The organism is Spirochaetota bacterium, from assembly GCA_017999915.1.
Taxonomy (GTDB): domain Bacteria; phylum Spirochaetota; class UBA4802; order UBA4802; family UBA5550; genus RBG-16-49-21.
In genome coordinates, this window is the sequence record JAGNKX010000009.1 from 107229 (window position 1) to 128196 (window position 20968).

A 20968-nucleotide genomic window follows, 5' to 3' on the forward strand; every position below is an offset into this window, starting at 1 on the left:
CACACTGCTATTGTGCCGGGTCCATAACACGGCCGATAAACAGAATGGCCCCGGTCTTGTTATCGCAGATGGCGAACAGGAAGGGGTGATCGGCCTGGAATGTATACTTCTTCCCGCCGTTTGCCTTGACCATGATGATGGCCGTGGCCGCCGCTGCCTCGGTCCCCTTCTCATTCACCTTGACATAGGCCTTGTGAAAGGCATCGTTGATAGCCAGGGATGGGGCTATGCCGGAAAAATCCCCCTGCGGCGAGAAAGCGGTTTTCATTCCCAGCTGCCGGAGGGATTCGGCAAGGCTTGCGAAGGAAGTCACCTCAAAACGCGGCAGATACACATGGACTTCATTCACTGCCAGGCCGGCATTCCATCTCTTCCAGTTATCAACAGTCAGCTTCTTCTCAAGGCCCGCGATGCCGGTCCTGCCCTTCGGCAGGAGAACAATCATAGACAGGGCCTCTTCTTTATTGCCCTGTGTTTTATAGGGTAAGGATATAGCCTGAATCTCATTGTTTTCAAAATATTTGAAATGCCCGAATTTCTTCATCATGCTGACTTCCGTCTTCTTCGCCGGTGTGATAAAAAAATCGGCCCTGGCGGTGGCTTTTTCATCGAAGGGCTGCTCCCAGCTGCCCAGAAAATACACGGCATTGGTCAGCATCATGGTTGTCGCTTTCGAGACCGCTCCCTCAGGCACAAGACCGGTGATCTTGTCACTGGTATTTTTAGCTACCCACTTGTTGATGGCGGCGCGCGATCCTTCGGGGTCCCCGGCAAAATCCAACTGTTTCAATCCGGCATCATAATACTTTTTCATGGTCGCGGCAAAGGAATTCTCAAGTGAAATGTTCTTGCCGACCCATATGCGGTTTGCCGAATCAAGTCGATACTTCCCGCTCTTTGCCCGGCCCTTCATATCATCCATCAGCAGGCTCCAGTCCCGCACCATGTCTTCGTCAGTCACCTTGAAATGGAAGACCTTTTCGATTTCCAGCTTGGTGGCTCCCCGCGACCCCGCATAGACCATGGATAAAGCCGTTACCATGCTGAGGGGTGATATAAAAAGGTTTTTCCCGGGAAGAGCGATCTTCCGGTAGATATCAAAGGCAAACTCATTGTTCCCGGCTACGATTCCTGCAACCTGTGGCACTTTTTGCTCCCCGGCGGCAGCGGTTGATAATATAATGATCGGAATGATCAACGAGATCATGATGAGAATGCATATTTTTTTCATGGTATTCTCGCAGGTTTTATTTTTCTGATTCGGCTACAACAGATATCAGATCAACTATCACTCAAGTTTGTTCTATTAAATAGAAAAAAATCAAGTAGATTTTATGACAGTTGGATCTTACAGAAATTCAATTAGTATCATGTTATTAGCAGTTTGCTGAAAAACAGCAAACTGCTAAACGATACATGGATGTATCGCCATTTTTCGAGGCATTAGCCGAGAAAAATGTGAGGTTTTACGAATTCACTTCGTAAAACCGACATGTGCTGGACAGGATGTCCGAATGCCGACGGAGCGCAGGATGTGCTAAAAAGCGTCGGCAAAAACTCCAAGAAGGGAGTTTTTCAGGAAACTGTTGGATAATAAACGCTACGGGAGAATATAATCCCCTTCTATCCTGACGACAGCGCCGCCGCCGAACTGAACGCGACGCGTCCCATCCTTCTTGATAGTGCGAACACGAATGATATTCGGATTGCACCGGTCATTGTTCTGCTCGATGACCAGCTCCCGGCCATCCCATGCTCCCCGATGGAGCAGATAGCAGGCAAAGGCTGAATTCCCGGAACCGGTGGCAGGGTCCTCGAGATAGCCGTATCGCGGCGCGAAGACCCGCGTCCGGTAATGATGCTCATCGGAGGAGGTTTCCGCGGAAAAGACGAGGACAATGTCGATTCCCAGGTCACGGCAAAATTCTTTCAGGTCCTTTTGTGTCGGATTGATGGCAAGGCAAGCGTCCAGGGTTGTGATCGGGATAATCAGCGTATTCAGGCCCGCGTTGACGACCGCAATCGACTGTTTGGCATCGATAGTTGATGTGTCAATCTCCAGTGCCGCCGCGGCATTATCAGCACCGATCATCGTGTCCTTGTATAAGGGAAGCGGTGCCGTTATGAAAACCGAATCACTGCCGCCGATATCATTGACCACATCGAGAATCTCTCCCTTCACCCGTATGGATAGATTACTTTTTTCGAGGAGCCGGCCATCGCTTTTTATCACATCATACATCGCGGCGATTGTCCCATGGCCGCAAAAATCGACCTCACGCTCCGATGAAAAATAACGCAGAAGAAATCCATCATTGTCAGGAAACACATACACCACCTCGCTGACAAAGCCTTTCAGCTGCGCGGCGATGCCCTGCATCTCTTCATCGGTGATATCACCGGCATGGTCCAGGTACACGCACCCCGCCGGATTACCCGCTGATAATCCCCTGGCAAAGGCGTCGATTTTCTTGAACCTGAATTTTTTCATGGAAGCATCCTATTCCGGTTTACCGCCGGTTCATTTCGCTCCTTCCCTCGACTCGTTCAGTATTGCAGTGCCCTCCCGGGCCTCCTCGATAAAGGCCGGATCATCCATTACCTTCCGGATATCCCTGTCCGATAAGAGAGCATCCACCTTCCGCATCTCTCCGTCCAGGAAATCCGCTTCTTCCTTCGTGAGATTTGATCCATCACCGTACTGTTTATAATATCGCCTGAAGGCTCCGGCCAGTGCATCATGATTCTTTTTATAATATTCCGTAAAAAGCTTACCGGCCCTGACTGGATTATCACGGTTGTCTTTTATTATCTTGTATGATTCATATTGCATGTTCAGGGCGCCGGAAAAATCCTCCATTCCCTCCCCCTTTTTTTTGCAGCCCTGTCCGACGGCAATCACAACAACGGCCATCGCGATTATTACGAATTGCGTTTTCATGGGTCTTCTCCCTGACCATGGAGTGCGGCAGGGGCGCTTTATTTACAAGAACTTTTCAGGGAGCAAAATCGATTACTTCAAATCCTGCCATCCCTCAACTCCACCTGACGAAACGCCAGGGCAGCCAGCTCGGCATTGTGGGTCACCATGATGATGGTAATTCCCTGATCGCGATTCAGTGACCCGAGCACCTCGCCGATGTCCCTGCTCCGCTTCGAGTCGAGGTTGCCCGTCGGCTCGTCGGCAAGGAGGATTTCGGGCCGGTTCACCAGGGCGCGCGCGATGGCCACCCGCTGCATCTCGCCTCCTGAGAGCTGTCCCGGCAGATGGTGCATGCGCCGGTCGATCCCCAGCGAAGCCAGCAGGGCCGGTATGTCCTTAACGGCGTTCTCCTTGCGGTAAAACGAAAATGGAACGGTGACGTTCTCCAGGACCGTGAGCGTTGGAAGGAGATAAAAATTCTGGAATATGTAGCCGAAATGGCTGCGCCTGATCCTGGTGAGGTCCCCCTCTCCGAGGCGCCGGCCTTCACCGAAAACGCCAGTGCCGCCGATCGAGAGGGCCCCGGCCGTGGGATTGTCAAGGCACCCGAGTATATTCAAGAGGGTGGTCTTCCCAGATCCTGACGGGCCCACAAAGGCGACAAAATCCCCTTTTTTGATCTGGAGGGATATCCCGTCAAGGGCCGTGATCTTCTCGCTGCCGCGGAGATATATCTTGCTGATATCCTGTGCGTTTATCGCTATGTCATTATCATTCATGTCACGCCTCCTGGCTCCTGATGGATTCAATGGGCCGTATCCGCGCCGCCTTCCAGGCCGGGTAGAGACCGGCGAGAAGGCCCACACCGATAATGGCCGCCATGGCGGTGCCCGCCAGGGTAAGGTCGATCATGACCAGGGACCCCGTCGGCGAATAGGGGAGGAGCCGCCGTATGAGGATATCGGTGATACGGACAAGGCCCAGGGCCAGGACATTTCCGCCAATACCGCCTAACAGGCAGAGAATGAATGTCTCGATCCATATCAGCCTGAACACGTCTCCCGGCAGGGCGCCCATGCTTTTGAGAATACCGATCTCCTGGAAACGCTCGAACACTGACATCAGGATGGTATTGACCACTCCCACCATGGCGATGAGGACAGCGATCACCGCTATCGAAAAGACCATGACACGGGCCGTGGACACAAGGTTTATGATGGTCTGCTTCACCTGGGCCAGGGACACCACCTGCACGTCCGGAAGGTTATACATCTTCTGCTCCACATCGGCCATCTTCGCGTTCTTGTCCACCTGCACGCCGATGGCGGTGAGCTTGCCGGTGACGCCGAATATGCGCTGGACCGTCCGTATGGGCACAAAGATCGTGCCGTCGTCCTGTGTGCCGGTGCGCTTCAGCACGCCCACCACCGTGAGCTCAACGTTCTTTTCGGGAATCAAAATTTTATCTCCCACCTCACGCTGCTCCAGCTCCGCCGCTTCGTAGCCCATGACCGCTTCATTCGCTCCGGGATCAGTGAACCATTTTCCCTGCTGGAACTGGAAATACCCCTTCATTTGCGGGAATGTCTTCGGATCAACCCCCAGGTACGCGGAGATGCCGCCGCTCTCACCCTTGTTCGGGTCGAAAACGGCCTGCATCACCATGGGGGTGACGTCTTTCACCTCCGTATATTTGAGAATATCCTTCGCGATCCCCTCATCCATGTATCGGAGACCGGTGCCTCCCTTGAGCATCAATGTCGCAGCCTCGTAGGGGCATCCCTTGGCTGCCACCAGCACCTGGTACCCCATGGAATCGATATCTTTATTCAGGGCATTCTCATAGCCCTTGTTGAAACCGAGGAGGCTCACCAGGACCCAGGCCGACAGGGCTATGCCGGTTATGGTGAGGATGCTCCGGACCTTTTTCCGGAGTAGGTTCTTATAGGCTATCTGCCAGATGCGAATCATGATCGACCTCCTTTGGCCGATAGTTATCGGTGCGACCGATAACTATCTTATTCCATAGACGAATTCATCCATCAAAATTAAGTTCTTCTTTACCGCCCTCAGGGTCGCCCGGAAATCCTGGTCAGACCCCAGCGTCGGATTTTTAATGGCCGCCACAGGGCCCTTAGACGCTTTTCCTGCCTTTACATCATACCCATTGAAACTATCCAGCGAAAGCCCGATAAACTGACTATAAAAAGCCGGACTTCTCAGGGACGCGGCCTCCTTGTTTGTCAGCTTCTGAAAATAAAGGGACTTGATGACACCTTTCAGGTCCAGGGAGAGGAATACCTGGATCCCGCCATACTGCCCCTTCTGGTTCACACCATGGATATAGCCGATTTTTTCCTTGCCCCGGTATATCTCATAAAGTGTATAGGGCACGTCGATGGTCTCATAGAGTCCATGGAAGGTGTCCCCCAGCCTCTTCTCGATGCGCTGCAGCATCGGCTTCCCGCCCCTCCGATCAATTGAGATGTAAAGGGTTTTAAAACCTGTGGAGCCGGGGAAAAGGCGTTTGACATCCCGGTCAGGGTCATTGAGATCGCATCCCACAGCCGCATAGAGCCGCGGGGCGGATAAGATTAACATTATGGAAAAAATGATTATTTTTTTCATGATCCAGACTCCTATATTGAGATAGTTATCGGATTTTTTCCCGATTGTTATCGGCGCCTTGCCCATACACCCGTTTGGACGGATAGTTATCGCTTATCTATCCAATTGTTATCGGTGCCTGGCTGATAGTTATCGTTACTTAGCCGATAGTTATCGGCGTTAAACCCTCCAGTAAAAATATAACTGCCCCACGACCTTATGATCATTAGCATGATAATCATATTCATACATTGTCCTTACCGTAAGATACTCCGTAATAATGTAAGATATGCTTCCGAATGCCTGGTAATTATTTTCATGGCCCATGCGCCAGTACACAGGCTGAACCTCAATCTTTAGCCTGTCTTCCTCCAATAGATTGATTCCCAGCCTGAATAGGGCCGCAGCCGCAAATTTTCCATCCTTCTTCCCGGCCAAACAGTCGAGACGGAACTCCAGGTTATTCCAGAGCTGGGCATAATCAATGCCGCCCATTCCAAAATCATGGAGGGTGCGGGAGATAATGTTGATACCCATTGTATCAAGGATGCGGCCGTACCCGCCGGAAAACCCGACGGTATAATTATCGCGTGAAAGTATTCCCACGCCAATACGGGCCGACGCTAGATAGCTCCCTTTAAAGTAAGGCGGCATGCCGGAGCCCGTGGTGGCGGATACGCTCAGATCGCCGAAATCGAACTGCCGGTACAGGCCGCCACCCCAGTCCCGGTCAAAGCCGAATCCCTCCATGGCCAGGGTCGGCAGGAGAAGCCCGTGACTGTCGAAATACGATGAGAGCCCAAGGGCCGGCCTGTCATGGCCTATCCAGAGGTCGAAGACCGGCGTTTTGAACTTCAAATAGGCGTTGTATAGCTGCGGTTCAATGTAGCCATCCATGCTGCGGGTCCGGTCAAAGGACGCACGCATCTGCACCGCCAGGGTGGCGATATCGCCGGTGTCGCCGGAAAACTTTTGCACATAGTCAAAACCGACGCTCGGCTTCTGCATAGAGTCCTGCTGGTGAATGGAATAGAATATCTCCTTTTTTTCGGATGAGGAATACCCCGCAATACCCTGTGCTTCGAGATAAAAGAGAGAGCTCGATGCCATCAGTGGCGTTACGGTTAACAGCGCCATGGCCGACGCCGCTATCAGGACATCTCTAAACATCGAAGTTTATAACTCCGTAAAAAATGACTTTATTATCCTTCATAAACTTCACCTTAATTGCCCAATCTCCGGGCATGACGATATTGACCGGCATCAGGTAATCCCCTTTTTTGTTGAGCTTGAATAATAGGTCCCCTGAATCATGGGCTCCCTTCATGGAAGGCATGCCGGAATCACCGGAAATCTTCAATGATGTAACTTTATCGCCTTTTTTATTAAAGACCTGGATCTTGACTATTACCATTCCCATTGATGGTTTTTTATCAAAATCATAGGTGACAACAAGGTCTTTACCGATGACTGTTTTGTGCCCGGTATCACCCAGTGAAACAAAGTGTTCCCGTGGATTCTTCCCTGGTTCTCTATGGCCCTCATGGCGCCCATAAGAATATACATTTAAAAGAAACATGAAACATGATAGTGTAATAATCGTATACTTTATCATTTATTCCACCTCTTATGATATAGTAAGATATTAAAAAAATTCTTAATGTTTCAAATAATATAACTATTTTTGTGATATTTAATGCATAAAACAAAAAAAAGTGGAAAGAAAGCCGTCATGATTGACGGCTTTAATACTCAGATGGAAGTGACAACAATCAGTTTTTCTTAAAAAACGCCTTGCACGGCTCCGCCAGCTCGGCTTCATGGCTCTTCAGGCATGCCACGATCCTTCCCTTGCCGCGGGGTATGCCCTTGCAGAATTTTTTAGCATCGTCATTGCAGGATTTCTGGAAATCCTTCCCCTTCTCCCGAGCCTGACCCATCCGATCTTTGCACGGCTGGGAGATATTGGCCTCGTTGCTCTTCAGGCAGGCCCATATGCGGCCGCCGCCTGGCTTGATCCCCTTGCAGAACTTGTCGACATCGGCCCTGCAGACGCCCTTCCCCTTGGCCGGTGCCACTTCCTGGTCCTGGTCCTGGGACAGGCCAATGACTGACACAAAGAACAATACCGCGATTACCGAGAATGAACAGAAAAGAATCTTTTTCATTATCCATACCTCCGTACATTGTTATATCTTTGCCCCGCGCGTCGTGGTCCGCGCCGGGCGCGGGACGCTAGTAATTATGGACCCTGGAAATCAGGAAGGTCCAGGAATTCATGTCCACTTTCCCCTTGCATCTCAGTTTCTGGATAAGGATCGATTTTGGCTGGACCGCCATCCGCACGCTGCACTCTTCGGCTCCGCATTCGCGCGGCTGAATATACATGTTAAACAGACAGAGAGCTCCTTCCACGGTTTTCTTTATGTCATTCCCGTTCTCGACGGATATCTCGAAATTCCAGTAGAGCTTCTCCTCTGCGTAGAGCTTTTTCACGGTGATAGCAACATTATCCTTCCTATATGACCGCTCCTCCTCGAAGTCGTTCAATTTCTTATTCCCGAAATCGGACTTCTCGGAGGAATCCTTTGCTCCGTTACGACCTGGGCGGGATTGGCCCCCATGTGAGTCGACATGCGTACCGGCCAATAAAATCAGGATCAGCAATGCGAGGAACGCCGCGGCGGTTCTGTTCATTGTTCTATCCGTAAATATCATGACAGGATATAACCGCCATTCCTGTTTTTCAAGAATAGTATCGTTATATTAAACAGCACCATTGCGATTATATAGGTCATCGATATGGCGGCGTAGTATTTATCCAAGGGATTATTGAACGCCACATAGCCGACAAGAATGTCCGACGCAATAAAGAAGGATGCCGCAGCGGCAGGAGCCACCCTGAACAGGAGAGGCCTACCGGCCACAGCCAGGGCGGCGTAGGTCATCACTGCCATCGCGCTTAGCACAAGCATATAGGGCACCACCACAAGGGATTGAAGGCCGTTATAAATCACCTCGCAGAAGATAGCCACTGGCACAAGGAAAGCTATCAGGATGACCGTGCGATAATAACCTCTTGATTCACCGATATTAAAGTCACGCAAATCCAGAGGCACAATGCCAGAGAACGTATAGATCAGCAATATCTGCATTATAAAGTAGAGAATCATGCCGGCGATAAAATTGTAGAGGATTGTTATCGCCGCCCCAAAGCCAATGGTCATTGCAGCTGGCATACCGTTAATGAAACGCAGAGGATTCAGCGATCTTCCGCCAGGGACAGATCCAAGCACGGCCAACCGGTACTCTTCAACATCGACATGACTGCGGATGTAAAATGAGGTCGCCACCATCAGGGCGTTTGCCGCCCAATCTATGGCCATGATGGGGCTTCCGGTGCAATACCGGACCGTTTCATGTATGACAACCAGTATTAATGTTATCACGCTTGATACAAAGGCAACCAGTGCCGTACGGCCATACTTTTGCCCTTCCACGATCCCTCCTCTCTATTTCAGAAGCTGCGCTTGAACGCACCATGCCTTGAAAAAAAATATAATAAGACCTCTGTAAAATAATTAGTTGTCTTACAACGGTTTTTACAAGCCTTTTTTGCTCTGACACCAGGGAATATCCTATGCTGATTCTTAAAGCACTGCCGATAACTATCCAGATTTACTGAACAATAGAGCTTTAAAAGACGGTTTTTAGTAAATGAGATTGATCCCATATTACCCTGACACCCTATAATACCGATAGCTATCGGCCCTCATAAAAATTTTACCTGTATAAATCCTTTTTTAGTATCCTTTACAAAATTTTAACACCATATTACTATAATTTTAATATTTTAGAATATAATGGAGGCCTGATGCTTCGATCAATATATACCATAACACTATTGGCACTATTAGCAGGATTGCCAATTTTCTTAAATTGTAATAAAGAAGGATATTCAGCCATGAATAATAAAAATGACCTTAAAAAGAAACTTACACAGCAGCAATACCATGTAACCCAGGAATGCGGCACGGAGCCCCCATTCCATAATGAATACTGGAATAACCATCGCCCTGGCATCTATGTGGACATTGTTTCAGGAGAGCCGCTGTTCAGCTCCCTGGATAAATTCGACTCCGGCACCGGGTGGCCGAGCTTCACCAGGCCCCTGGTCAAGGATAATGTCAAAATGAAGATAGACTCGAGCCATTTCATGGTGAGGACAGAAGTGCGGAGCAAAAACGGAGATTCCCACCTGGGCCATGTCTTTGAAGACGGACCCGCTCCAACGGGACTGCGCTATTGCATGAACTCCGCCGCCCTCAGGTTCATCGCCGTGGAAGACCTTGAAAAGGAAGGCTACGGTGAATACGCAAAGCTCTTTAATAAAGAAGCGGCATCTGGAAAGAAAACCGAGCTGGCCACCTTCGCCGCAGGATGCTTCTGGGGCGTCGAGCATATCTTTAAGAAGGTGAAGGGAGTGGTGAAGACCACTGTGGGATACGCCGGCGGATCAATGGAGCATCCCGGTTACTATGATGTCGCGTCGGGCGAAACCGGCCATGCCGAGGCGGTCCTCGTGGAATTCGATCCTGCCGTGGTGACCTACGAAGAGCTCCTTGATTATTTCTGGCGTCTCCATGATCCGACGCAGCTCAACCGCCAGGGGCCCGATATCGGCACGCAGTACCGCTCGGCGATCTTTTTCCATAACGAGGAGCAGAAAAAAGCGGCGGAAAAATCGAGGGATAAGTTCGACCGCTCCGGCGTTTTCAGGAAAAAGACCGTTACCCAGATCGTGCCGGCGGGAAAATTTTTCGATGCGGAAGAGTACCACCAGGATTATTTCGGCAAGAATCCCGGTAGATCTTGCCATATCCTCAGGGACAGGTGACAATCAATCCGATAGTTATCGGGAATTTTATGATAAAGGGGAATGCTCACACCGATAGTTATCGGTAAACACTCGTTAAGAATATAGATATCGATATTTCCGGGTATCAGAGTAAAACCCACCCCGACAGTTATCGGAGAAACAGTGGTCAGGGCAATCATCAGTGCGATAGTTATCGTCTCATCCCCCACGAAAAAAGCGGCTGGCAATAAAACCGAGGAGCATCAACACAATGATAATGATAAAGAGAATATACAAAGCCGGGAACCTGGCCTGCCGTACGGCATCATCAGGCTGAAACCGTTCCCGGTCCACCTTCCCGGTCTTCATTGTGGCCATGCAATTCCAGCAATAATCGAAACGGTCGCATACCAGTTCGCCGCAGTTCCTGCATGTGGCGAGCTTGATATGATCCAGGTCAATGGATGAAGCCCCGGCAAGGACCGCCGATGCCATACCAGATTTCCCCTCCGGGACCCATACTTGCGCTTCCGCGTCCCTGGCGGCGACCATGCCGAAGAGGGGGTTCATCTCCTGGTTCTCTATGACCGCTTCGATGCCATTATTCTCAAAGAGAAACTTGACCGTGTGAGCTTCGGCTATATTGAGGGTTGAATAGATTTTTACATACCCGTTCTTTTTCATGGCCACCGCCTTATGTCAGGCTGAAGGATATCCGGCACCAACAATAAATAGTTGCATTATTAATATACATAAATGTAAAATGTATTCAAACAATTATAAGCTTAATTATGAAATTGAGCCTCGACCTTGACCGCATTTTTTTATCCGGCGGGCGAATAATCAAAAAAAATGCTTTAAACCCGGAGAACGGTCTGTATAGTTGGCTCCCAAGAAAATATAAACCTCCATGCCGAGCAATACCATGAAAAAGAACCAGAACAAGCGCCTGTACGGAAAAAGCCTGATACGGAAAAAATCGCCGGAGATTCTGCAGCGGATCCTGGTGTTCTGCATCCTTGTCTTCCCGATCATGGCCGCCGGGGTCAACATCACCTGCCTGATGCAGCCACGGAACATTTCAGTGGATCCATACTGGAACGACGTGGCCCGTTACCTGGCCGGCATGGAAGTGCGCGAGAAGAGCGTGCTCTATCCCAAAACGACCGAATCCCGGTACCTCGACCACCGCCGCTTCATGGACGGTCTCTGGGCGAAGATCCAGAAGGAAACCATCGATATCATCGTTCCCTGGCGCGACAGGAACGTGCCCACGGTCCACAGCCGCGCCACCGCCTTCTATCCCCTCAGCGGGGCCGATTTCATAAACCTGCACACGCTCTTCCCCGACTCGCGGCGCTATCTCATGATCGCCCTGGAGCCGGAAGGAGACGCCGCCGTGCTCAGGGACCACCGGTCGCGGCGGTTAATAGACGGCCTGGGGCCGGTGGAGAGGAGCATTTACCTCTATGGCGTCAACAACTACTTCCAGTCGAAGGTCATGTCCCAGGAGATGACGAACAAGCTCCTCCCGGGCACGGTCCCGGCGCTCCTGATCTTCATGGCCCGCATGGGCCTCGTGATCACCAGTGTCGACAACATCTATATCGGCGAAACAGGCGACCTCGTTGTCATTCCCGGCGCTCCAGTCAAAAAGGAGAAAGATACAATTTACGGCATTCACATCGGATTTACCGGGCGGGACGGGACTTCGCGGGAGCTGGTGTACCTGTCGATGAAGATCGGCCCACGGTCCGTGAACCCTTCAACGCCGGAGGGAAAATACCTGGGGCGCATGAGCGGTATTAAGACCATGATGAAATCAGCCGTCTACCTGCTCCATCACCGCCCCTTCGACGGCGTTCGCGATTTTATCCTGAAAAGAAGCGTCGTCATGGTACAGGATGATTCCGGCATACCCTACCGCTTTTTCACCGAAGGCTGGAAGGTCTCCCTCTACGGCAAATACCGCCCCGCCATGGCGCTGAAATACTGCATGCCCGTTTCCCAGCCTGATCTGAAGGAGCGTTACAGCGAAGGAGCTGAACCACTTCCCTTCAATTTCGGGTACGGCATCCTCTTCGGCCGGGGACAGTCCAACATGATGGTGGCGAAGAAGAAGATTTAGCCGGCCGGGGACGCTCCCTACGGAGACCCCACATCATGGCCGGGCTCCCATATAAATGAAGCATGTCACCGGCTGATCATCAGCCGCTTCCTCTCCAATCATATCCCTCGGAGGTCTGTGATGATAGATCGCAACCGCCCCGCAGTATTACTTTTTGCATTGATTGCACTGTCCGCCCCGTGCGCATGTTCCAGGGATGCCGGCCCGTTCCAGGCCGGCACGAAGGCGCGGGATCTTGCAGCGCACACCGCGGAATTTAAAAAAGACCTCATCAGGGTGACCGACGGCGTGTACGTGGCCGTCGGCTATGGCCTGGCCAACTCGGTCCTCCTGGTCGGCAACGGCGGCACGGTGATTGTCGATGTCATGGAAAGCAACGAGGCGGCGCTGCCGGTAAAAAAATCCTTTGACAGGATAACGAAGAAACCCCTGAAGGCGATCATCTTCACCCACTTCCACACGGACCATGTCTCAGGAGCCGAGGTGTTCACCGGCGGCAGGAGCGTCGACATCTATTCCCATGAAAAGACCCTGGAGGAGCTGGACCGCGTGACCACGGTCACCCAGGAGATCACCTATAAAAGAAGCATGCGGATGTTCGGGACTTTTCTACGGAAAGAAGATTTCGAAAACTGCGGCATCGGGCCCCTGCTGAAATTCAATGACAAAACAACCTTCTCCCACATCCGCCCCACAAAAACTTTTTCCGGCGGCCGGATGAAGGTGAAGATCGCCGGGATGGCCATGGAGCTCATCCACGCCCCGGGCGAGACCGACGACCAGATCGTGGTGTGGCTCCCGGAAAAGAAGGTCCTCATAGCCGCGGACAATTTCTACAAGTCCTTCCCGAACCTCTATACCATACGCGGCACCAGGTACCGCGACGTGCAGGCTTGGGCGCGGTCCCTGGAAATGATGCGTAAGCTCCAGGCCGATTACCTGGTCCCCTGCCACAGCCGTCCCATAACCGGCAGGGCGAAAATCGGCCGGGTGCTGGCGGATTACCGCGACGCCATCCAATATGTCCATGACCAGACCGTGCGCGGCATCAACAGGGGTCTCACGCCGGACGAGATCGTGGAACAGGTCAAGCTGCCGCGGCACCTGGCAGATAAACCCTATCTCCGCGAGTATTACGGCACCGTGGCATGGTCGGTCCGGAACATTTTCAACGGCTACCTCGGATGGTTCAGCGGCGATTCCACGGCCCTGAATCCCCTGCCGCCGAAGGAGCGGGCAGAGCGCATGGCTGCCCTTGCCGGCGGCAAAAAGACCCTCCTTGAAAAAACACGGAAAGCGTTGAATGACGGCGACCTCCAGTGGACACTGGAGCTCTCCGGACACCTCCTCAGCCTTGATCCGTCCATGGGAGAAGCCCTGGAAATAAGGTCCTCGGCCCTGCGGGCCCTCGCAGCGAAATCGGGCAACGCCAACGAAAAGAACTACTACTTCTCCCAGGCCCTTGAAGCCGACGGGAAGCTCACACTCACCGGGGTGAAGATCACCAGGGAACTGGCTCACCGCGTTCCCCTGGCCGCGATCTTTAACGCCATGGGCGCCAGGCTCAATCCCGAAAAATCGAAGGATGTGACGCAGACCGTGGGATTCCGCTTCCCCGACACGAAGGAGGCCTATACCGTGCAGGTGCGGCGCGGCATCGCCTTCATCGAGCCGGCCTTTCCGAACAGGGCGGATATCACCGTCACCGTAAGCTCAAACACGTGGAAGGATATCGTGACGAAACTTGTCAACCCGGCGGCGGCCCTTGCCCGGGGCGATGTGAAGATCGAGGGCGGGGTCCTCAACTTGGTGCGGTTCCTGGACCTTTTCAGCGACTAGGGCCGCCCCCGGGATGCTCCGGATTCAGAGCCCCTGGGGGATGCACGTTACAGCATGCGTTTGTATTCATCTCCCTTGCCGCGGGATTTTGCGCGCTCTTGAAACCACTCGAGCTCGGTTTTGGGAACCGGCAACTGTTCGGCCTGATCACGCCGGACCATCCGTATCGCTCCGGCGGGGCAGGATGTCGCGCAGAGTCCGCAGCCGATGCAATCTCCGATGACTGCGCACTCTCCCACCTCGATCGCATCCACCTGACAGCGGTCAACGCAGACTCCGCAGGCGGTGCAGATACTTGCATCTACCGCTGCCCGGTAGTTTGAGCGCGCCGTCGCGTTTGTGCCGATCTCTTTGAAGCTGCGAAGCGGCAGACAGCAGCATTCGCAGCAGTTGCAGATATAGATATGGCCCGTCGCCGTATTCGACACCTGGTGAACGAGACCGGCCTCCTCCGACTCTTTCAGTATCCTGTACGCTTCCTCTTTAGTGATGGCGCGCCCCGTCTTTACATTATCGAATACATGTTCCACCGGTGCGAAGGCAAGGCAGACCTCCATAGGCCGGTCGCACCGATGGCCCATGAGGGCCCGTTCCTTTTTGCAGACGCATTCGTTGACCATCCACGATTTCGCCCCTTCGATGAGCTTTACCACGCTTTCATAGGGTTCGACCGTTGAGTCGGGAGAAACATCAACACCGATGGGCACCACCTTCATGAGGGCCGGCGTCCGGCTGAAGAATTCCTTCTGGAACGCCTCTTTGGAGTATTGTTCAAATAGTTCGGTGAATTCCCGGTCGATCCGGGGAAGCTGGAATTCATAGATGCCGAATACGAACGGAAGGAGCTTGAAAACGGAAGTCCCGCCGAAATTGATACGAAAGACCTGCCCTTTCTGATTCATCGCGCGCAGCGTGGTATCAAGATAGCCGCGGTCAAGACCCGTCCTTTTTGCAATATCATCAAGGGTTTCGAACTGCAGCTTGAGCTTCATGGCGAGCTCAGCTTCTTCCTCGGTAAAGATCTTTTTCAGCAGCTTGATCTCGACACCGCTCTCGGTGGCGGGAAAGCCGTTCGGAATGGTATCAAGCACCTCACGCAGCCTGTAATATACCTGGTCCTCCATACAATACCTCCTTGTGATGACATCATTTTTCATGTTTATCGAAGATATGGAAGCGCCTGTCCGGCACGGCTCACTTCATGCGTCCCAGCGCCTTCAGTGTCTCGTCGCACCATTGGATGATCATTTCTGATTTGCGTATTCCAAAATCGAGGGTAATCGCCCAGTAGGGCGCATCACTCGAATTGCCTCTTTCTATGCCTGATTTTATCTCATTGAAAATAGACACCAGCTCCTGGTTCTTCTTTTTTTCAGCACGCACCATATTTTTAACGTCCCCGGCTCCAGCACGCCTGCCGAAGAATATCCTGAGCAGGAGCTCATTCCGTATCGGCTGATCGTCAACCGGCGTTCTGAGCCACGCCAGAAGCTCTTTTTTACCTCGCGCCGTGATGGCATACACTTTTTTCACCGGTCCCGACGCCCTGCCTGACTGCGTCATCGACAGCAGTCCTCCCCGCTCCATCCGGTTCAGGATCGGATAGAGGTGGCCATAGTTTTCATTCCAAAAGAAGCCGATGCTGTGGTCGACGGTCTTTTTAATGTCATATCCCGACCGCGGGCCTGACGCGAGAAGCCCCAGGATCGCGTATTTCGTTTTATTGGATTTCGGCATACCCCACCGCCGTATATTATATCATAGTGATATATATCATTATGATATATTTATTGTCAACAAGATAATCTTAATTTTTACAATCCGAAAATGGATTAAGGTGGGCCGGCAAAATACTGTTTTGCGCGCTCTCATCCCGTAGCAGGGTTCTGGAATTGGGCGCGCTGCGATCAGTCACGGCCCCGAGGGCCTTCCCCGGTCAGGGGTACGGCTCTTCCCTCTGATTGCGGCTCCCGGCCGACCAGCAGGTCCAGAAAGGCCTTCACGCCGGCAAGGTATTCCCGCACGGCGTAGCGCTTCCTGTACAGGTAGCGCCGACGGTCAGCCGGATAGCCCCAGGCCCGGAGCCCCACGCGCCGCGCGATATACAGGGCCCGGTGCAGGTGGAAGCGCTGTGTCACCACGATGCAGTCATCGGCGTGAAAGACCCTGCGGGCCCGCACCATGGAGCTGTAGGTGTTGAATCCCCCATGGTCCAGCAGAAGGGCCCCGGGCGGCACCCCCCTCCGCGCCATGAAATCCCTCATCTGCCTCACCTCGTTGTATTCAAAGGTGCTGTGGTCGCCGCTCAGGAGGATTTTCTTCACTTTACCGGCCCGGTACAGATCCAGGGCTTTCGCCAGCCTGTCGTAGAGCACGTCGGAGATCCTGCCGTCCTCGTACACCGCGGCGCCAAGGACAATGCATGTTGCGGCGCAAGGAACGTCTCCGATCTCCTCCACGATATATTTTCCGGCTTCACCGCGGACTTGGAGGTAAATCGAAACCAGGACGGCCTGGGAAAGGATCAGCAGGACGGCAGCTATGCCGAGTAGTATCTTAAACTTTTTCATCATTCGCCATGATTCATATTTGAGGCTTTGTCATTTCCACTGTTAACCCTATCATCGGCACCGTAAAAAATTGCAAGATGAAAAAGCATCTCCGGCGCATGACAGAGCGGCGGCAAAAACATGCTTGACAGGAAATGCCAGATGCCTGATATATCTTATAAGTAAGGTATATCGGATATATATATGTCGACAAAACACATGATACTGGGAGCGCTGATGAGCGGCCCCGCCCACGGATACAGCCTGAGGTCTGAAGGCACGATAAAGGTGCTGGAGGAATTCGGCATCAACGACGGGCAGCTCTATCCCCTTCTCAAAAAGATGACCGGTGAGGGCCTCATAAAAAAGGAAATCGAATACCGGGAATCGGGCCCCAACCGGCACAATTATCACATCACCCCGGCGGGACGGAAGGAATTCACCTCCTGGCTCACCGGCGCCGAGGGAGAGGAGCGCGCCTTCCGGTACGAGATGATACGGAAGGACGAGTTCCTGAACAAGTGCATGTACTTCCGCTTCCTGGACGCCGCGGCTTCAGCGGATAAGCTCAGGGGCCAGATCGCCGAGACCGAAGTGACCATCGGGGATTTCCAGAACGCCTACGACGACATGAAGAGCCGGAATTTCGAAGAGCTACACCTGATGATCGTCAGGTACTGCATCATGAGCCTGGAGACGCGGGTGCGCTGGCTCAGGGAGATGGAGGGATTCTTTGCGCCCTCCGGGAACAACAGGAAAAGAGTGAAAGCAAAACAATGAACACGATCTTCGGCGAGGCATATTCCCTCGCAGACGGTGACACCTGCCCTGCAAGATATTATAAAAGACAGGATTGAATCTAAAACCATGAATAAAGTAATAACGGCACTGGTCACGATAATCCTCATCACGGGATGCCAGAAGGAGTCGGCGAATAAAAAATTCGCCATTGCCGCCGCGTCCAGCATGAAACACGCAACCGAGATGCTCGTGGAGGAATTCGTGAAGACCCATCCCGGACTGACCATCGATATCATACCGTCGGCAAGCGACACGCTGACGGCGCAGATACTGAACGGCGCTCCCTATGATATATTCCTGGCCGCGGACATGGAGCGCCCCGGAAGGGTCTACGACAGGGGATTCGCCGTCAAGGCCCCGGTGATATACGCCCGGGGACGATTGATCCTTTTCAGCAAAAAAGGGATTCGCGGCACCAGCCGCGCCTTTCTTTCAGAAAACAGTGGGTCCCTCATCGCAATCGCCAATCCCCGCACCGCTCCCTACGGAACGGCTGCGATCGAGACCCTGAAAAACATGGGCATCGGCACGCCTAAAAGGCTCATTACCACCGAAAACGTCATGCAGGCCGCGTCGCTGGCCCTCGGATCCGCGGACGCGGGGCTCATATCCATGTCCGCCCTTTACACGCCGGCAATGAAAAAATACCGGAATGGAAAATACTGGGTCGAGATCGATCCGGTCCTCCACTCCCCCATCGAGCACGGAATGGTGATCCTCAAAAATGGGCGCGGCAACAAGCCATGCGGGGAATTCCATAATTTCGTGTTATCGCCAAAAGGCAAATCAATCCTGAAGGAGAACGGCTTCGGCGTCGACTGAGCATGCAGGCAATGAACACGGCATCGCTGCGGGGAAGGGAGAAAATCCCCGATTACTATACGCTGTTAAAAAACCATGACAGGAGAATAATATGAGCACCTGGCACAAAACCGGATGCATTCTCTGCGCGCAAAACTGCGGACTCGAGGTTGAGATCGAGAACAACCGCATAGTGAAAGTCAAGGGCGACAGGGACAATCCCCGGAGCAGGGGCTACGTCTGCCGCAAGGGGATGAAGATCGCCCACCACCAGCACCATGAGGACAGGCTGAAGTTTCCCCTGAAGCGGACGGAGCGAGGCTTTGAGCGCATATCATGGGACCAGGCGATAGACGAAATCGCCGCGAAGCTGAAGGATATAACAGGAAAGAACGGCCCGCACTCCTATGCCTACATGGGGGGCGGCGGCCAGGGCTGCCACTTCGAGGCCGCCTCCGGCGTGACCCTGATGAAATCGATCGGTTCGAGGTATCACTACAACGCCCTCGGCCAGGAGCTAACCGGCCTCTTCTGGGCCTACGGCCGGGCCACGGGCAAGCAGTACAAGTTCGCCATACCGGACGAGCACAACTGCGACATGTTCGTCGGTATCGGCTGGAACGGCATGGTGAGCCACCAGCTGCCGCGGGCCCCGCTCTTCCTCCGGGAATTTTCTAAGAATCCGGACAAGCTCCTGGTGATAATCGATCCGCGAAAGACCGAAACTGCCGAGATCGCCGACATACACCTGGCCGTCAGGCCGGGGACCGACGCCCTGCTCACCAAGGCAATGATCGCCATCGTGATCGATGAGGGATGGACCGACGAAGAATATATCCGGGACCACGTATCCGGCTATGAGGAGATCAAAGGCTGGTTCGCCGGCTTTAACGCCCGGGCGGCCGTCGAATTCTGCGGCCTTGATTACGAACAGGTGAAAGAAGTCTGCAGGCAGCTGAGACTGAGGAAGGCCTGCTGCCACCCGGACCTGGGCGTATACATGAACCGCCACAGCACACTGACGCTCTATCTTGAAATAATCCTTTTCACCATAACCGGAAACCTGTGCGTTCCCGGTGGGAATGTCATCCCCGGAATGCTCATGCCCATCGTGGGCCACAGCGACGAGCGGGACGAGAAGACCTGGCGCACCCGTAAAACCGGGTATCCCGCCCTGGCGGGGGTCTTCCCGCCGAACGTGATGCCGGAAGAGATACTGAGCGATGGACCGGACAGGCTCCGCGCTGTCCTGTGCACCCAGTGCAATCCTCTCCGCTCCTTCGCGGACACGACCGCCTACGAGAAGGCCTTCTCGAAGCTGGAGCTCCTGGTGGTATTCGAAGTCGCCATGACGGAAACCGCGAAGCTCGCCCATTACGTGCTGCCGGCAAGGACCGGGTACGAGTCATGGGACTCCACGTTCTTTACCTGGACCTGGCCGGAGATCTACTTCCAGATGAGGCGGCCCGTGGTGGAGCCCGATGGTGAATGCCTTGAGCTCGGCGAGATCCACCTGCGCATAGCCGATAAAATGGGACTCATCCCGGAGATACCGGAAGCCCTTTATGCCGCCGCGAAGGAGAACAGGCTCAAGTTCGGCATGGAGCTGATGAACTTCGCCAAGGCCAATCCGGCCGCCCTGAAAGCAATGCCCTTTATCGTGGCAAAAACCCTGGGAAAAGAGATGGGGTCCGGGAACCTTGCCAATCTCTGGGCAATGCTCATGGCCGCGCCGGGTAGCTTCAAGAAGTGCGCGGTCCGGGCCGGCTTCGCCAAGGGCCCCCTCATGGGAGAGGAGATATTCAAGGCCATCATGGACCATCCCGAAGGGCTCTGGATAGGCAAATCAGACCCGGAGGACAACTTCTCAGACCTGAGCACCGAGGACAAGAAGATCAATGTCCATGCTCCTGAAATGAAGGAGTGGCTCTCGGAGATCGAGACAGAGAGGGAGAGGCGGGAGCTGGAACTCGACGCGCAGTATCCCTTCATCCTCTCGTCGGGACGGCACATGCCCTATAACGCCAACACCATCATGCGCGATCCGGCATGGAACGAGGGGAAGCGGGCCTGCACTTGCATTATGAATCCCGCCGACGCGGATAAGCTCTCCCTCAAAGACGGCGACATGGTGAGAGTATCCACCGAGGCGGGGTCCGTCGAGGTCGAGCTCGAAGTGACGGACCAGACATGTAAAAGATACGTGATGATCCCCCACGGCTTCGGACTCGAGTACCAGGGGAAGGCCTGCGGCGCCAACGCCAACCGGCTCTCCAGCGGCTCCCACAGGGACCGGTTCGCCGGAACACCGTTCCACCGGTATATTCCGTGCAGGGTGGAGAAGATTCAGGGAGGTTAATATTAATAACAGTTGCAATTTATCCAGCCGCTTCTATTTGTTAATACTCTTGACAAATTCCGATAAAGCATATCAGTAAACAATAGACTTGGTGTATAACTGT

At 53.2% G+C, this 20968-nt stretch carries 21 protein-coding genes; 6 read left to right on the forward strand and 15 right to left on the reverse strand.

The window, feature by feature from the left end; all coding sequences use genetic code 11:
- Nucleotides 1–7 precede the first annotated feature (7 nt).
- The 11 genes from KA369_14130 to KA369_14180 all read right to left on the reverse strand — a co-directional run bounded on the left by KA369_14130 (nucleotide 8) and on the right by KA369_14180 (nucleotide 9030).
- Nucleotides 8–1231: a serpin family protein gene (locus KA369_14130; protein ID MBP7737112.1), complete on the reverse strand. Its 1224-nt coding sequence runs from the start codon at nucleotides 1229–1231 to the stop codon at nucleotides 8–10.
- Between the two features lie 369 nt (nucleotides 1232–1600).
- Nucleotides 1601–2491: a PhzF family phenazine biosynthesis protein gene (locus KA369_14135; GenBank protein MBP7737113.1), complete on the reverse strand. Its 891-nt coding sequence runs from the start codon at nucleotides 2489–2491 to the stop codon at nucleotides 1601–1603.
- 30 nt (nucleotides 2492–2521) lie between these two features.
- Nucleotides 2522–2941 carry a hypothetical protein gene (locus tag KA369_14140; GenBank protein MBP7737114.1) on the reverse strand — a complete coding sequence of 140 codons (420 nt, stop codon included), beginning with the start codon at nucleotides 2939–2941 and terminating at the stop codon, nucleotides 2522–2524.
- A gap of 77 nt (nucleotides 2942–3018) precedes the next feature.
- On the reverse strand, nucleotides 3019–3702 hold the full coding sequence (locus KA369_14145; GenBank protein MBP7737115.1) for an ABC transporter ATP-binding protein: 684 nt from the start codon (nucleotides 3700–3702) through the stop codon (nucleotides 3019–3021).
- Nucleotide 3703: 1 nt separating this feature from the next.
- The gene (locus KA369_14150) at nucleotides 3704–4894 is read right to left on the reverse strand and encodes an ABC transporter permease (GenBank protein MBP7737116.1); all 1191 of its coding nucleotides are present in this window, start codon (nucleotides 4892–4894) and stop codon (nucleotides 3704–3706) included.
- A gap of 42 nt (nucleotides 4895–4936) precedes the next feature.
- Nucleotides 4937–5551 carry a hypothetical protein gene (locus KA369_14155; protein MBP7737117.1) on the reverse strand — a complete coding sequence of 205 codons (615 nt, stop codon included), beginning with the start codon at nucleotides 5549–5551 and terminating at the stop codon, nucleotides 4937–4939.
- 159 nt (nucleotides 5552–5710) lie between these two features.
- A complete protein-coding gene (locus tag KA369_14160) occupies nucleotides 5711–6700 on the reverse strand; it encodes a hypothetical protein (protein ID MBP7737118.1) in 990 nt (329 codons plus the stop codon).
- Nucleotides 6693–7145: a FixH family protein gene (locus KA369_14165; GenBank protein MBP7737119.1), complete on the reverse strand. Its 453-nt coding sequence runs from the start codon at nucleotides 7143–7145 to the stop codon at nucleotides 6693–6695. The genes KA369_14160 and KA369_14165 overlap by 8 nt, the downstream gene beginning before the upstream one ends.
- A 157-nt stretch (nucleotides 7146–7302) precedes the next feature.
- Nucleotides 7303–7698, reverse strand: a complete 396-nt coding sequence (locus KA369_14170; GenBank protein MBP7737120.1) for a hypothetical protein — start codon at nucleotides 7696–7698, stop codon at nucleotides 7303–7305.
- Between the two features lie 67 nt (nucleotides 7699–7765).
- On the reverse strand, nucleotides 7766–8227 hold the full coding sequence (locus KA369_14175) for a hypothetical protein (GenBank protein ID MBP7737121.1): 462 nt from the start codon (nucleotides 8225–8227) through the stop codon (nucleotides 7766–7768).
- A 17-nt stretch (nucleotides 8228–8244) separates the two neighbouring features.
- Nucleotides 8245–9030, reverse strand: a complete 786-nt coding sequence (locus tag KA369_14180) for a hypothetical protein (GenBank protein MBP7737122.1) — start codon at nucleotides 9028–9030, stop codon at nucleotides 8245–8247.
- A 464-nt stretch (nucleotides 9031–9494) separates the two neighbouring features.
- Here KA369_14180 and KA369_14185 point away from each other — a divergent pair, with 464 nt between their 5' ends.
- Nucleotides 9495–10427, forward strand: coding sequence for a bifunctional methionine sulfoxide reductase B/A protein (locus KA369_14185; protein MBP7737123.1), 933 nt, complete (start codon nucleotides 9495–9497; stop codon nucleotides 10425–10427).
- Nucleotides 10428–10607: 180 nt separating this feature from the next.
- Here the strand turns inward: KA369_14185 and KA369_14190 are convergent, their stop codons facing one another.
- The gene (locus KA369_14190) at nucleotides 10608–11072 is read right to left on the reverse strand and encodes a DUF2007 domain-containing protein (protein MBP7737124.1); all 465 of its coding nucleotides are present in this window, start codon (nucleotides 11070–11072) and stop codon (nucleotides 10608–10610) included.
- Between the two features lie 241 nt (nucleotides 11073–11313).
- Here KA369_14190 and KA369_14195 point away from each other — a divergent pair, with 241 nt between their 5' ends.
- Together KA369_14195 and KA369_14200 are read left to right on the forward strand one after the other, a co-directional pair.
- The gene (locus KA369_14195) at nucleotides 11314–12516 is read left to right on the forward strand and encodes a hypothetical protein (GenBank protein ID MBP7737125.1); all 1203 of its coding nucleotides are present in this window, start codon (nucleotides 11314–11316) and stop codon (nucleotides 12514–12516) included.
- A 120-nt stretch (nucleotides 12517–12636) separates the two neighbouring features.
- Nucleotides 12637–14355 carry an MBL fold metallo-hydrolase gene (locus KA369_14200; GenBank protein ID MBP7737126.1) on the forward strand — a complete coding sequence of 573 codons (1719 nt, stop codon included), beginning with the start codon at nucleotides 12637–12639 and terminating at the stop codon, nucleotides 14353–14355.
- 47 nt (nucleotides 14356–14402) lie between these two features.
- Here the strand turns inward: KA369_14200 and KA369_14205 are convergent, their stop codons facing one another.
- The 3 genes from KA369_14205 to KA369_14215 form a co-directional block, all read right to left on the reverse strand.
- Nucleotides 14403–15479, reverse strand: a complete 1077-nt coding sequence (locus KA369_14205; protein MBP7737127.1) for a 4Fe-4S binding protein — start codon at nucleotides 15477–15479, stop codon at nucleotides 14403–14405.
- Nucleotides 15480–15549: 70 nt separating this feature from the next.
- A complete protein-coding gene (locus KA369_14210; protein MBP7737128.1) occupies nucleotides 15550–16092 on the reverse strand; it encodes a PadR family transcriptional regulator in 543 nt (180 codons plus the stop codon).
- Between the two features lie 170 nt (nucleotides 16093–16262).
- Nucleotides 16263–16928: a YdcF family protein gene (locus tag KA369_14215; GenBank protein ID MBP7737129.1), complete on the reverse strand. Its 666-nt coding sequence runs from the start codon at nucleotides 16926–16928 to the stop codon at nucleotides 16263–16265.
- A gap of 180 nt (nucleotides 16929–17108) precedes the next feature.
- Here KA369_14215 and KA369_14220 point away from each other — a divergent pair, with 180 nt between their 5' ends.
- The 3 genes from KA369_14220 (at nucleotide 17109) to KA369_14230 (ending at nucleotide 20865) form a co-directional block, all read left to right on the forward strand.
- The gene (locus tag KA369_14220) at nucleotides 17109–17684 is read left to right on the forward strand and encodes a PadR family transcriptional regulator (protein MBP7737130.1); all 576 of its coding nucleotides are present in this window, start codon (nucleotides 17109–17111) and stop codon (nucleotides 17682–17684) included.
- Between the two features lie 87 nt (nucleotides 17685–17771).
- Nucleotides 17772–18527, forward strand: coding sequence for a molybdate ABC transporter substrate-binding protein (modA, locus tag KA369_14225; protein MBP7737131.1), 756 nt, complete (start codon nucleotides 17772–17774; stop codon nucleotides 18525–18527).
- A gap of 91 nt (nucleotides 18528–18618) precedes the next feature.
- The gene (locus KA369_14230; protein MBP7737132.1) at nucleotides 18619–20865 is read left to right on the forward strand and encodes a molybdopterin-dependent oxidoreductase; all 2247 of its coding nucleotides are present in this window, start codon (nucleotides 18619–18621) and stop codon (nucleotides 20863–20865) included.
- The last annotated feature ends 103 nt before the right edge of the window (nucleotides 20866–20968 follow it).